At 67.5% G+C, this 13832-nt stretch carries 11 protein-coding genes; 9 read left to right on the plus strand and 2 right to left on the minus strand.

Annotated features, from left to right (window positions below; translation table 11 throughout):
• Nucleotides 1-128 precede the first annotated feature (128 nt).
• From ACYVKQ_RS06420 to ACYVKQ_RS06460, 9 genes are all read left to right on the plus strand, one after another.
• Complete coding sequence (locus tag ACYVKQ_RS06420) at nt 129-731, plus strand: RNA polymerase sigma-70 factor (protein ID WP_460576812.1); 603 nt, start codon at nt 129-131, stop codon at nt 729-731.
• 86 nt (nt 732-817) lie between these two features.
• The gene (locus ACYVKQ_RS06425) at nt 818-1546 is read left to right on the plus strand and encodes a head GIN domain-containing protein (RefSeq protein WP_460576814.1); all 729 of its coding nucleotides are present in this window, start codon (nt 818-820) and stop codon (nt 1544-1546) included.
• Between the two features lie 252 nt (nt 1547-1798).
• Complete coding sequence (locus ACYVKQ_RS06430; RefSeq protein ID WP_460576816.1) at nt 1799-2530, plus strand: head GIN domain-containing protein; 732 nt, start codon at nt 1799-1801, stop codon at nt 2528-2530.
• Nucleotides 2531-2897: 367 nt separating this feature from the next.
• The gene (locus ACYVKQ_RS06435; RefSeq protein WP_460576818.1) at nt 2898-3632 is read left to right on the plus strand and encodes a head GIN domain-containing protein; all 735 of its coding nucleotides are present in this window, start codon (nt 2898-2900) and stop codon (nt 3630-3632) included.
• Nucleotides 3633-3854: 222 nt separating this feature from the next.
• The gene (locus ACYVKQ_RS06440) at nt 3855-6224 is read left to right on the plus strand and encodes a TonB-dependent receptor (protein ID WP_460576820.1); all 2370 of its coding nucleotides are present in this window, start codon (nt 3855-3857) and stop codon (nt 6222-6224) included.
• 62 nt (nt 6225-6286) lie between these two features.
• The gene (locus ACYVKQ_RS06445) at nt 6287-6490 is read left to right on the plus strand and encodes a hypothetical protein (protein ID WP_460576822.1); all 204 of its coding nucleotides are present in this window, start codon (nt 6287-6289) and stop codon (nt 6488-6490) included.
• Nucleotides 6487-7311, plus strand: coding sequence for a DUF4249 domain-containing protein (locus ACYVKQ_RS06450; protein ID WP_460576824.1), 825 nt, complete (start codon nt 6487-6489; stop codon nt 7309-7311). The genes ACYVKQ_RS06445 and ACYVKQ_RS06450 overlap by 4 nt, the downstream gene beginning before the upstream one ends.
• A 142-nt stretch (nt 7312-7453) precedes the next feature.
• Nucleotides 7454-8533, plus strand: coding sequence for a FecR family protein (locus ACYVKQ_RS06455; RefSeq protein WP_460576826.1), 1080 nt, complete (start codon nt 7454-7456; stop codon nt 8531-8533).
• A gap of 33 nt (nt 8534-8566) precedes the next feature.
• On the plus strand, nt 8567-10567 hold the full coding sequence (locus ACYVKQ_RS06460; RefSeq protein WP_460576828.1) for a DUF4974 domain-containing protein: 2001 nt from the start codon (nt 8567-8569) through the stop codon (nt 10565-10567).
• 86 nt (nt 10568-10653) lie between these two features.
• Here the strand turns inward: ACYVKQ_RS06460 and ACYVKQ_RS06465 are convergent, their stop codons facing one another.
• Together ACYVKQ_RS06465 and ACYVKQ_RS06470 are read right to left on the minus strand one after the other, a co-directional pair.
• Nucleotides 10654-12054 (minus strand): alpha/beta hydrolase family protein, encoded by a 1401-nt coding sequence (locus ACYVKQ_RS06465; RefSeq protein ID WP_460576830.1) that lies wholly within the window; start codon nt 12052-12054, stop codon nt 10654-10656.
• Nucleotides 12055-12179: 125 nt separating this feature from the next.
• Nucleotides 12180-13679 (minus strand): alpha/beta hydrolase family protein, encoded by a 1500-nt coding sequence (locus ACYVKQ_RS06470; RefSeq protein ID WP_460576832.1) that lies wholly within the window; start codon nt 13677-13679, stop codon nt 12180-12182.
• Nucleotides 13680-13832: the final 153 nt, after the last annotated feature.

A 13832-nucleotide genomic window follows, 5' to 3' on the forward strand; every position in this document is an offset into this window, starting at 1 on the left:
GCAGTAGCTGACTACCGTCGGTCATGCAATTCCACCTATGATAAAACATAGGTAGAACGGTATCTTCCGTAGCTTTGCGCCGCGCGAAACGGCCCGTGCCCGCGCCAGCCGAGGTTACTGCCGCCGTTATGTCCGAAGTCGACACGCTTGATGCCCTTGAAGTCCGCCTGGCGGAGCTGCAGCGCACGGGAGAGGGCGAGGCGTTCATGCAGGCCCTGTTCAAGGGCTATTACCGGCCGCTGGGCAACGTGATTTACCGCGTGGTGCAGGACCGCGACGTGACCGAAGACCTCTTGCAGGACGTGTTTACGCGCATCTGGACCAACCGCGAGACGCTGACCATCACCACGACTTACAAAGCCTACCTCTACCGGGCGGCCATGAACGCGGCCCTGCGCCATGCCGATCGCCGCAAGCGGCAGGTAAGCTGGGACGACGCGCCGCTCGCGGAACCCGCCCGCGACACCACCGCCGAGCACCTCGACGGGCAAGAGGCCGAGCAACTGGTGGCCGCCGCGCTGCAGGCCCTGCCGCCGCAGTGCCGGGCGGTGTTTTTGATGAGCCGGCAGGAGGGCCTGAGCTACCAGCAGATTGCCGAAGCCCTGGACGTGGCCCCCAAGACGGTGGAAAACCAGATGGGCAAGGCCCTGCGCATCATGCGCGAGAAGCTCAGCGGCTTCTTCGCCGGGCTGAACGCCTGGTGGCTGCTGCTGTGGCTGCTGGAGCGGTAAGCACAAATTTTTCGCCGCGGCGTGGGGGTACGGGCGGGCTTGCGGGTCTTAGGACCAAACAAGCTCCTCAACAACCTACTGCTGCTATGAAAACCACCCTGCTTTCCGGCCTGCTGGCCGTGCTGTTGCTAACCACCAGCTGCGACAAAGGTGAATTTGGTCCCTGGGTGCGCGGCACCGGCCCGGTAGAAACGGAAACGCGCGCCGTTAACGCCTTCCGCCGCATCGAGGCCAAAGACCACATCGACGTGGTGCTAACGCAGGGCACGCAGCCCGAACTGCGCCTCGAAGCCCAGCGCAACATCCTCGACATCGTGGAAACCGAGGTAAGCGGCGACCAGTTGCTGCTGCGCCTGACCCGCCCGACCAGGGGTAAGAGCACCAAACGCGTGCGGGCCTTCGTGACGGTGCCGAGCCTTTCGGAGGTGGCCGTGGGCGACCACGCCGCCGTGCGCAGCGCCGCTACCTGGCAGGCGGGCACGTTTCGCCTGCGGGTGAAGGACCACGGCGTGGCCGAGCTGGTCTTGGCGCAGACGGATCAGCTGCTGACCACCGTGAAGGACCACGCCAGCGCGAAGCTCAGCGGCACCGCCCAACGCCACGAGCTGAACGGCGGCGGCCACGCTTCGGTGCAGGCCTTCGATCTGAGCACCCAGACCGCGCAGGTGAGCGTCGATGACCACGCCTCGGCCAGCGTGCGGGTGAGCGGCCAGCTGCAGGCCGAAGCCCGGGACCACGGCCGCGTGGCCTACCGCGGCCAACCCGCCCTGACGGTGCGCACCTCGGGCCACGGCCGCGTCGGCGCGGCGGAGTAAGCGCCGCTTGCCGCATGCTTGGGGTGGGGCTGCGGCGCGGCGGCCACATGTACGTGTGATGCACCGCAACAACCCCTGAAATACCTTTGGTGCAGCTCTGGTGGCCCGGCGCCGACGAGCAATGGCCGGGTCCTCCGCCGGCGGTGCAGAGCCGGCTTGTTTCTCCCCGTTTTTTCTGGTGTTGTCTGCCCCGGTTTTAACCGGGCCTGGCCGCGCCTTGCCCTTTCCGATTTCAACCATTCTCAACCCGCTATGAAAACGAACTCCCTCCTGACCCTGCTGGCCCTGACCAGCCCCCTGCTGCTGGGCAGCTGCGGCAAAGACGGTCTGAACCCCACCGTGCGCGGCGAAGGCCCCAGCGTCAGTGAAACCCGCGCCGTGGCCAACTTCAGCCGCGTGGAAGTCGCCACCGATGCCGAATTGGTCATCACCCAGGGCGCGCAGCAGGAAGTGCGCGTGGAAGGCCAGCGCAACATCCTCGACGTGCTCGATACGGACGTGAGCGGCGGCAAGTTGCGCATCGAAACCGGCCGCTACAACCTGCGCAGCCACGAGCCCATCCGCGTGGTGGTGACCGTGCCCACGCTGACCGGCGCCCGCCTGAGCTCCAACGGCAGCATCCGCAGCACCGTCGCCTGGAACGCCTCGGACTTCGAGGTGGAGGACACCGGCTCGGGCAACGTGGACCTGGCCCTGGGCCAGGTGCAGGACCTGCGTACCAGCATCACCGGCTCGGGCTCGGTGACGCTGCACGGCAGCGCCGACCAGCACGACGCCCGCCTCACCGGCTCGGGCGAGCTGCAGGCCTACGACCTGAGCAGCCAGGAGCTGGACCTGACCGCCACCGGCTCGGGCCGCAGCTACGCCCGCGTGAGCAGCCGCCTCGACGCAAAGCTGACCGGCAGCGGCTCCTTGTACTACAAAGGCACCCCCCGCGTGACGGTGCGCACCACCGGCTCGGGCCGGGTGGTCGACGCCAACTAAACGGCGGCACTGCTTCTACTGTCCGTTAGTCAACAGCGCCTGCGCAGCTTGCTTTTTCCGCTGACCCGATGGTGTATTCGGCCCCGCCTGCTGCCTGGCAGCAGCCAGCCGCTCTACCACGAAACAGAAGAGGCTGAAATGCTCGGGCAGTTGGCACACCAGTGCTCCGCGTGCTGGCCGGAGGTTACCATATCTGCCGCCCGGCCTGCGTAGGTCGGGCGGTTTGTTTTAGCGCTGCTAACTAAATTTTGTGCTGATAGTCAGCGGGGTAAGCATCCAGTGAAAATATTTTTTGCCCGGGCGTAGGGGTAGGGCCGGGGCTGCGGGTCTTACCACCAGAAACCGATAACCCAACCACACAACTGCTATGAAAACCAACTGGCTTCCCGCATTGCTCTTTCCCGCCCTGCTGCTCACCGCCGGCTGCTCGCACGAGGGCGACTCCTTCGGCCCGCGGGTGCGCGGCACCGGCCCCACCCAAACCGAGAAGCGCGCCGTGGCCAACTTCAACCGCGTGGAGCTGAAAATCGACGCCGAAGTCATCCTGACCCAGGGCCCGCAGCGCGAGGTGCACATCGAAGCCCAGCGCAACATCCTCGACGTGCTCGAAACCGAGCTGAGCGGCGACGAGCTGCAGATCGAGTACGGCCACGCCCGCGTGGTGGGCCACGACCCCATCAAGGTGTACATCACCACGCCTTCGCTTTCCGAGGTGGAAGTGTCCGGCTCGGGGAAGATGCGCACGGCCACGCCCTGGTCGGCCGCTTCGTTCCGCGTAGCCGTGTCGGGCTCCGGCGAGGCCGACATAAACGTGACGGCCGTCGACGGGCTGCGCACCAACGTGTCGGGCTCGGGCGAAGTAAAGCTCGGCGGCACAGCCGCCAGCAACACCATCAACATCTCCGGCTCGGGCAAGGTGTCGGCCTACGACCTGAGCACCCAGGATACCTACGCCAGCATTTCGGGCTCGGGCAAAGCCTACGTGCGGGCCGCCCGCACGCTCTCGGCCGAAATCAGCGGCTCGGGCACGGTGTACTACCGCGGCACGCCCACGGTGACTACCCGCATCAGCGGCTCGGGCAAAGTGCTGACGGGCAACTAACAACAGGCTAAGAGTTCAGAAGGTCAGGTTGGCAACGATTTGATAACACCCCGCGGGCCAACCGTAGCGGGGCCTATGGCCCCTCCCTCCAGCCGGACGGCGTCTCTGCTGAACGCAAAAGCTGCTTAACGCACACACAGCCTCCGCTCCTTATTCCAACCACCGTCCGGGCGCGGCCGGCTTCTGCTCGTCGGCCGCGCCCGGACTGCTCTGAAAACAAACATGAAAAACCTGATTCACCGGACGCTGGCGGCGAGCCTGCTGCTGGCGGCCGGGCCGGCCTGGGCGCAGACTACCCCGGCTGGCCAGGCCACGCTCAGCGGCACCCTGCGCGACGCGACCACCGGCGAGGCCCTCATCGGGGCCAGCGTGTTCGTCAAGGCTCTGGGCCTGGGCACCAGCACCGACGAGAACGGCCACTACGCGCTGCCGCTGCCCAAGGGCACCCACACCGTCACGTACCAGATTCTCGGCTACGAGCCCCAGCAAGTGACGCTGACGCTGGAGGGGAATACGACCCGCGGCGTGACCCTCAAGGCGCAGACGCACCAGACCCAGGAGGTCGTCGTGTCGGGCCTGCGGGCCGAAGACAACGTGAAGAAGCCCGAAATGAGCGTCAACCGCCTCGACATGAAAACCGTGAAGCTGATGCCCGCCCTGCTGGGCGAGGTGGACGTGGTGCGCAGCATTCAGCTGCTGCCCGGCGTGACGACGGTGGGGGAGGGCGCCTCCGGCTTCAACGTGCGCGGCGGCGGCGTCGACCAGAACCTGGTGCTGATGGACGAGATGCCCGTCTACAACGTGTCGCACCTGTTCGGCTTCTTCTCGGCCTTCAACCCCGACGCGGTGCAGGACATGACGCTCTACAAGGGCGGCATCCCGGCCCGCTACGGCGGGCGCCTCGCCTCCTTGCTCGACGTGCGGATGCGCGACGGGCGCCAGGCCGAGCGGCTGCGCGTGAACGGCGGCGTGGGCCTAATTTCCTCGCGCCTCGCCGTGGAGGCCCCGCTGATCAAGGACCGTACTTCGGTGGCCCTGGCCGCGCGCCGCTCCTACGGCGACCTGTTTCTGAAGCTGGTGCCCGAGCAGCGCAAAAACCAGGCGTACTTCTACGACCTGAACCTGAAGCTCAGCCACCGCCTGAGCGCCCGCGACCAGCTCACCGTCACCGGCTACCGCGGCCGCGACGTGTTCAACTTCGCCGACGTGTTCAAGAACGACTGGGGCAACATGGGCGCCACCGCCCGCTGGACGCACCAGTTCTCGCCGCGGCTGTTCGGCTCCTTTGCCGGCGTGGTGGCCCAGTACGACTACGGCCTGGGCGTGCCCAACGGGACGCAGGCCTTCGAGTGGACGTCCAACATCCGTAACTACACCGGCAAGGCCGACTTCACCTACCAGCTCAACGAGCACAACACGCTCTCGGCCGGCCTCACCGGCACGCGCTACCGCTTTCGGCCCGGCACGGTGAAGCCGCTCAACCCCGAGTCCATCTTCGTGGACCTGAAGGTGGACGAGCAGCAGGCCGGCGAGTACGCCGCCTACCTCGACAACGAGCAGACCCTGGGCCCGCGCCTGCAGCTGCAGTACGGCCTGCGCGTGTCGGTCTTCGACTTCCTGGGCTCGGGCACGGCCATTTCCGATTACCAGGGCGCCGTGGGCCAACGCAAGCTGCCGGTCAACACCCGCGTGTATAAGGATGGGGAGTTGATCAAGCGCTACGCCAACCTGGAGCCGCGCGCCTCGCTGCGCTACACGCTGAACCTGAGCAGCTCGCTGAAAGCCAGCTACAACCGCACGGCCCAGTACGTGCACCTGATTTCAAACACGACCGCCGCCTCGCCGCTGGACGTGTGGACGCCCACCACCAATAACATCCGCCCCGAGCGCGGCGACCAGGTGGCCCTGGGCTACTTCCGCAACTTCCGCGACAACGCCTACGAGGCCTCGGTGGAAGTATTCGGCAAGACCATGGACAACCAGATTGACTACGTGAACGGGGCCAACACCCTGCTCAACAAGAACCTGGAGGGCGAGCTGCTCTACGGCAAGGGCCGGGCCTACGGCGCCGAGTTCTTCGTGAAGCGCAGCCAGGGCAAGCTCACCGGCTGGGTGAGCTACACGCTGAGCCGCTCGGAGCGGCAGATTGAGGGCATCAACCGGGACAAGTGGTACCCGAACAAGTACGACAAGACCCACAGCCTGAACCTGGTGGGCATGTACCAGCTGGGGCCCCGCCTCACTGCCTCGGCCAACTTCGCCTACGGCACCGGCGTGGCCACCACCTTCCCCAACGCCCGCTTCGTGTACGACGGGCTGGTGGTGCCCGTGGTGGGCGGCGACGCGCGCAACAACTACCGCGTGCCCGCCTACCACCGCCTCGATCTGGGCGCCACGCTCAAGAACCGCGTGAAGCCCGACCGCCGCTGGCAGAGCGAGTGGGTGTTCTCGGTGTACAACGTGTACAACCGCCGCAACCCCTACGGCATCTACTTCCGCCAGAACGAGGACAACCCGCGCCGGACCGAGGCCGTGCGCCTCTCCGTGTTCGGCTCGGTCATCCCTTCCGTCTCCTACAACTTCAACTTCTGATGGCCCGCTCTGCTGCCAGGCGCTCCGGGTGCGAAGCCAAACCGGCGCCCGTCCTGCGTCCGATGGAAACCTACTACCCCACGATTGAAACGCGGCTGCACGTTGCGGCCACGGAAGCCGGGTTGGCGCTTTTCTACGAGGCCGGGGGGCGCCTGCAGCCGGAGTCCCTGCGCTTTGCCTTTGCGCAGGCCCCCGCCCCCGGCCGCCGCGTGCTGACCATCGAAATCGAGTATTCCCAAGAACAGCCTTGCCCTTCTGCGCTATGAAACGACTTACTTACCTGCTGTCCGCGTTGTGGCTCGGCCTGCTGAGCAGCTGCACCGACGTGGTGCCCATCGACCTGCCCGAACCCGAGCCGCAGCTGGCCGTGGAAGGCACCATTACCGACCAGCCCGGCCCCTACACCATCCGGCTGACGCGCACCGGCGCCTACTTCACCGACCAGGAGCTGCCCGCCGTGCGCGGCGCCGAGCTGACCCTGGCCGACAACGAGGGCCACACCGAAACGCTGCGCGAAACCGCCCCCGGCGTGTACCAGACCAGCAGCCTGCAAGGAAAAATAGGCAACCACTACGTGCTGACCATCAAGGCCGAAGGGGAGGAGTACCGCGCCGAAACCGAAATCAAGCGCACTCCCCGCATCGACGGGCTAGTGCAGCAGCGCAAGACCGGCGAGCCGGGCTGGGACGACGGCTACTACGCCCTCTACAACGGCCCTGAGCTGTCCGGCGTGGGCGACTACTACCGCTTCAAGGTCTTCCTCAACGGCGAGCTGCAGAACAAGCCCGACGACCTGATCGTGCAGTCCGACGAGATGGTGGACGGCAAGTACATCGGCAACATCGAGCTGCACGGCGACCCGCTGCAGCCCGGCGACTCGGTGCGCGTGCAGCTGCTGGCCATTCCGCAGGATTACTACTACTTCCTCAGCGAGATGTACACCCAGATCAACAACGTAGGCCTGTTCTCCGCGCCCCCGGCCAACGTGCGCTCCAATGTGGTGAACCAGAACCCCACCGGCCGCAAAGCCGTCGGTTACTTCGCCGGCACGGCCGTGCGCTCGGCCCGCCTCACCATTCAGCCATAGGCCGGGGCCCGCCCGGCAGCCGCCCGAACACCAACGGAAGGACGGCTGCCGGGCGGGTCCCGGCCACGCTGCCACGAGATGTGCCGCGCCGCTGTGCGCTACATCCGTCGAAATTCCGCAATTTGAAGCCTCAACCACCGCCATGCTGCACCTCTCCTCCGAACCCGACGCCCCCTGGGACTTGCTGGCCAAGCACTTGGCGGGCGAAGCGTCGGCGGCGGAGCAGGCGGAGCTGCACCACTGGCTGATGGCCGCGCCCAGCCGGCTGCGCCTGCTGACCGACGCGACCCGGGCCTGGGAGCGGGGCGGCAACGTGGCCGACGTGTTTACCGAGGCCGATGTGGACCGGGCCTGGCAGCGCTTTAGCACTGCCGCCGGCCTGAAGACGACCACGGGCGGTACGCCGGCCGCGCCCCCCACGGCCGAACCCGGCGGCCGGGTGGTGCCTATGTGGAGCCAAAGCCAGACGTGGCTGCGCGTGGCCGCGGCCCTGCTGCTGCTGCTGGGCTTCTGGGCGGTGGCCCGCACCTTCCTGCGGCCCCGGGCCGTGGAGGCCGTCACCGTGGCAGCCGGGGCGCAGCGCCAGCTCACCACCCTGCCCGACGGCAGCCGCGTGTGGGTCAACCGCAACTCCACGCTTAGCTACGCCGCCGACTTCAACGGCGACAGTCGCGTGGTGCAGCTGCGGGGCGAGGCCTTCTTTGAGGTAAAGAAAGACCACGGCCGGCCCTTCACGGTGCTGGCCGGGGATACCCGGACGCGGGTGCTCGGCACCTCGTTCAACGTGCGCGCCTATGCCACCGAAGATTCGGTGGAGGTGGCGGTAGTGACGGGCCGCGTGGCCTTCAGCCCCGACCGGCACAAAGTGGCCGTGCAGGACTCGGTGCTGCTCACGCCCGGCCTGCGCGGGGTGATTCGCCGCGCCGCCCCCGCCGTGGCCGTGCAGCGCCGCATCACCGACCCGAACTTCCGCGCCTGGCAGCAGGGCGAGCTGGTGTTCGACAACCAGCCGCTGGGCCAGGTCGCCGCGACGCTCTCGCGCTACTACGGCACGCCCGTAGCTCTCAGCCGCCCCGAGCTAGGCAACTGCCGCTTCACCGGCACCTTCCACCAGGCCGAACTGCCCCAGGTGCTGCGCGTGGTGAGCCTCTCGGCCAACCTGTCGGTAACCCAGTCGACCGACGGCTATGCCCTTGACGGACCGGGCTGCCCCAGCCTGTAACTTCCTTCTTTTGCCTTTCTTTTCCTGACCGCTATGCGCAACCGCATATGCCTGGCCGCCGCCGTGCTCTGCGCATTGGCCGGTGAGCCCGCCGCCGCTCAGGTCCGCACCGGTTCGGTGCTAGACCGCAAAGTGACGGTGACCTTCAATCAGGCGCCGCTCGAATCGGTGCTGCGGACGCTGCGGCGCCAATACGGCGTGCGCATCTCCTACAGCAACACGGCCCTGAACCTGCGCCAGCCCGTGACGCTCAGCGTGCAGAACCAGCCGCTGCGCGCCGTGCTCGGCGAAGTGCTGGAAGGTAAGAACATTGGCTACGAGCTGGTGGGCGACCAGCTGGTGCTGCACCCGGCGGCGCCCAAAGCCGCCCCGAAGCTCGCCGGCCCTGCCCCGGCCGCCACCACGACCACGGTAAGCAAGGCGTCCATCGAAAAGCCCGCGGAGCCAGCGCCCGAGGCGCGTGCTACCCCGCCGGCCGAAGCCGACCGGCCCGCCGCCAAAGAAGTGCCAGCCAAGGCAAAACCCCAGCCGCCCGCTAAAAAGGCCCCGGCCAAGCCCGCGGCCACCGCGCCAGCCGGCAAGACGAGTTCGGCGGCCGGTAAGGCGTCCAAAGCCGGCGTAGTCACCACGGCAGCTACCCACAGCGCAAAAGCCAAGCCCGCTACAACCGGCGGAACCACGGCCGTCCTGGCAAACACCGCTACGCCTGCCCCGGCCGAGGATGCCGGCGCCACCGCCTCCACGACGCCGCCGATAGCTCCCCCGCCGGCGGCTGGCTCCGAAGCGGCGGCCGGCCCGGTGCCCGCGCTGCCCGGCGCAGCCGCAGTGCCAGCTGATTCGGCTCAGCAAGCGGCCACACCGCCTGCTGAGCCGGAGGAAGAACCGGCCCGGCCTACCTACACCAAGCCGGCGCAGATATCCTTCCTGGGTCCTTTAGGCTCCAACGGTTTGCGCAGCGGGCAGACGGTCAACAAGGTCTCCATCAACGTGCTGGGCGGCTACGCGGCTGGGGTGGAGGGCTTTGAGGCGGCCGGGTTGTTCAACATCGACCGCGACACGGTATCGGGGGTGCAGGTAGCCGGCCTGGCCAACATCGTGGGGCGCAACCTGGAAGGCTTTCAGGCGGCCGGGCTGGCCAACGTGCTCGGCGGCACCGGCACGGGTTGGCAGGCGGCCGGGCTGCTGAACGTGGCTACCCGCCCCGTGGCCGGCGCCCAGACGGCGGGCCTGTTCAACTTCGTGGGGCCGCGCAAGAAGAACGTAATGGCGGAGGCCACGGCCAGCACCGCCAGCGGCGGGCTCGCCGAAGCCCCGGCACCCGGCGGCAAGCCGGCCGTGCAGGCCGCAGGCCTGTTCAACGTGTCGCTGGCGGAGATGCGCGGCGGCCAGGCGGCGGGGCTGTTCAACGTGGCTAACGTCACCAACGGTGTGCAAGCTGCCGGCCTCTTCAACGTGGCGGGCACGGTGCGCGGCGTGCAGGTGGCCGGCTTGCTCAATATTGCCGATTCGGTGCAGGGCGTGAGCCTGGCTCCCCTGAACTTCGTGGTGCACGGCTACCACCGGCTCGAAGTAACCCATTCCGAAACCTGGCCCGTGTCGGCGACCCTGAAACTAGGCGGCTCGGCGGCGTTCTACACGTTCTTCACCGGCGCCTACGACGGCTTTGGCAGCGGCCCGCGGCGCTGGGGCGTGGGCTACGGCATCGGCACGGATATGTGGGCGCGGCGACGCCTGAGCCTGAGCCTCGACGCGGTGGGCATGCACGTGAACGAAGAGCAGCGGGGCATTACCCGCGCCCTGAATCTGCATAACCAGCTGCGCGTGCTGGCCGGCTTCGCCCCGTTCCGGCGCGACGGGCACCTGCGCTTGGTGGCCGGCCCCACGGTGAGCGTGCTGGTGACCCAGCGCTACGATACGGCCGAAGGGCGGGTGTACTCCAACCTGAGCCAGGGCCGCAAGCTGTGGCTGAACGAAGGCAACGCCGTAACGAAAGTGCTGGGCTGGTACGGCTACAGTGTGGGCCTGCGCTTCTGAACCAGGACCGGTAGCCCCCGCCACGCCAACCGGCGCCCCGGAGGAGGTCCAGGGCGCCGGTTGGCGTGGCGGGTTTGGGCAAGGCGTTACCGCCGGGTGTGGCGCGCCAGCCAGTCGCCGATGACGGCCAGCGCCGCCGGGGCGAAGGTTTCCTCGATGCGCCCGTATTCGTCGCTCAGGCCGGTTTGGGCGGTTTGGAACAGGTGATTAAGCCCGGGCAGCTCCTGGGTGGTTACGTCCTGATTGCCGCCGGCGCGCACGCCTTTTTCCCAGGCCGGCAGGTTCACGGCAGCGGCTACCTGCAGGTCTTTGGCCCCGTTCAGGGCCAGCACCGGGCACTGCACTTTCGCCAGCAGCGGCTGCGGATCGAAGGCGAGCAGCTGCCGGTACCACGCGGAGGTGAGGGACGCCGCCTGCTGCTGGGCCTGGGCGGCCGTCAGCCCGGCTTGCTGGAGCAGGCCCACCACGTGGGTACGGGCCTGCTGGTCGTCGGGCGTTTGGAGCACCGTCATGTACACCTGCTGGTTCAGCGCTTTGTTGGCCACTACCTGTGCGGTGGGCAGGCCGGCGGCGCGGGCCAGGTCCTCGTTCTGGCGAATCAGCACTTCCAGACCGCGCACGGCCGGCCCGGCCAGCGAAATCAGAAAGGCCGGCGGCTGCGGCTGCGTGGCGGCCAGCAGCCCGATCATGGCACCCTCGCTGTGGCCCAGCAGGCCCACCGGCCGGCCCTGCACCTCGGCGCGGCTGCGCAGGTACGCCAGGGCCGCCTGCGCATCGGTTAACCCGTCGGCGGTGGTGTAGGTGGCCGCGCTGCCGCCCGACTGGCCCACGCCGCGGTCGTCGTAGCGGAGCACCACGAAGCCGCGGCGGGTAAGAAAGTCGGCCAGCACGCGGAAAGGGTGATGCCCGAAGATGGTTTCGTCGCGGTCCTGGGGGCCCGAGCCGGTCACGAGCACTACGGCCGGAAACGGGCCCTTGCCGGGCGGCACCGTGACGGTGCCGGCCAGCCGGATGCCGGCGGCGCCGTTGGCGAAGGTTACGTCTTCGGCGCGGTAGGGCAGGGGCGGCTTGGGGTCCTGCGGGCGCCGCAGGGCCGGGGCCGCGCTGCCCGCGGCTTGGCGCACGAGGGTGAGCGGGGCCGACTGGCCGTTCTGCTGCCAGCTGCCGCTGAGCTGCTGGCCATCGGCGGAAAGGCGGGCCGCGAACCGGGCGGCCGGCTGGCTCAGGCGCAGCGTCACGCTGTCGGCGCGCACCGTCACGCCCGCCAGGGGCAAACCGAATGCCTGCTGCCGGGGGCTGTCGAGGGTGCCGGTGTAGCCGCCGTCCGGCTGCTGGCGCAGGTGAACAATCAGGGGAACCTCGGTGCCGCCGGCGCGTAGCGCGCCCTGCCAGTCGCCACTCAGGGACGGGGCCGCTGCCGCCGGCAACGCGAGCAGGCACAGAACCCACAGCAGCAGGCCGTGGAAACTCAAGCGGGGAATGGTCATCGGCAAATCAATCGGTATCTAAGCAGGGCCCGGCGGGGGCATTTGGTTCATTTCTGGCAGGAGCCCGGAAAGTACCGCCCGCGTTGCAGGCCCTGGCCGAAAAGGCCGTAAAAGAAAACGAGCCGCTAGCGGGCGGCTCGTTCTGCTTGGGAAACCACGCTCCCGGTTGCTTTGGCTTTCGGGGCGGGCTTGGTGGCGGGCTTGGCCAGCACCGGCGCCGTGGTCGGCGGGGCGCTGTGTCGCGCTACCCAACCGTGAATCAGGACCAGGGCGCGGGGCGAAAATGTGGGCTGAATCTGCCCGTTCACCAGCGGCCACTGCGCCTGTTCCGCCTGGAACCAGTGGTTGACGCCGGGCAGCTTGTAGGTTTCTATCTTTTTGTTGCCGCTGGCCTTCAGGCCTTTCTGCAGCATCGGCAGATTCTTGCTGGCCGGCACCAGCAGGTCGGCCGCGCCGTTCAGGGCCAGCACGGGGCACTTTACCTGGCCCAGCTTGTGCTGGGGGTTGAAGTCGATGAAGTAGCGGTACCAGGGCGAGATGAGCTGGTTGGCGCGGGCCTGCACCATGGAGAAGTCGATGTCGGCGTTGGACATGCGTAGCATGGCCGACACCTTGGCGCGGGCCAGGTCGTTGTTGGGCGTCTGGCGGATGATGTCGAGCATGCGCTCGTGCAGTTGCAGGGCCGAAGTCACCTGCTGGGTGTTGGCCCCGATCAGGCGCATGATTTCCACCTGCTGCCGCTTCAGCACCTCCGGGCCCGAGAGGCCGTAGCCGGCCAGGGAAATCAGGAAGCTGGGCGGGTTCTTGTCGGCGGCGGCCAGCAGGGCTACGTTGGCGCCTTCGCCGTGGCCCACCATGCCCACCTGGGTTTTGTTCACCTTGTAGTGCGCCCGCAGAAAGCCCATGGCGGCCTGCGCGTCCGATACCAGGTCGGCCGTGGTGGCCTGGTGGTAGTTGCCGGTGGACTTGCCCACGCCGCGGTCGTCGTAGCGGAGCACGGCCACACCGCGGCGGGTCAGGTAGTCGGCCAGGATGTTAAACATGCGGTAGTTGTCGACCACTGAGTTGCGGTCCTGCGGGCCAGAGTCGGAAATCAGCACCACGGCCGGGAAGGGGCCCTTGCCCTGGGGCATGGTGAGCGTGCCCGTCAGGCGCAGCTTGGCCACTTTGTTGGGAACCACCACTTCCTCCTCGCGGTACGGCAGCGACGGTTTGAACGTCGCCGCGTTGAGCAGCGACCCGGCGGAACGCTCCAGCACCAGCGCCGAAGTCAGGGCGGGCTGCGTCCAGGTGCCGTGCATCTTCTTGCCGTCGGCCGAAAGCTTCCCGTTAAAACGGCTCGCCGCTTCCTCGATGCGCATGGTCACGTCGACGCCCTTGACCGTGATTTTGATCGGCATGCGGCTGATTTTCTGCTTGGGCACGTCCAGCGTGGCGTAGAGCGTACCGTTGCTGAGCGGCACGATGGTAACGACCAGCTCCCAACTGCCGCCGGGCACCTTCAGGTCGCCGCGCCACTGGCCGCCCAGGGGCGAGTCGGCCGGGCCAACCTTGCTGGCAAGCACCAGCAAGGGCAGTAGCCAAAGCAACCCAATCAACGAGGTAACGGGTAAAAACTTCTTCATATAAGTCAAAAAAGAGCCAAGAGGAGAGCTTTCAACTACGAATTTTGGCGGCAGAATACCAAAAGTACGCAAAGCTGGTGAAGCCGCATACGGGACGGGGCAGAGCTGGTTGAAGAATCACGGGAAGCTTAGAAGTTTCTGAGAGCCTTGCTG

Source organism: Hymenobacter coalescens (assembly GCF_054783195.1).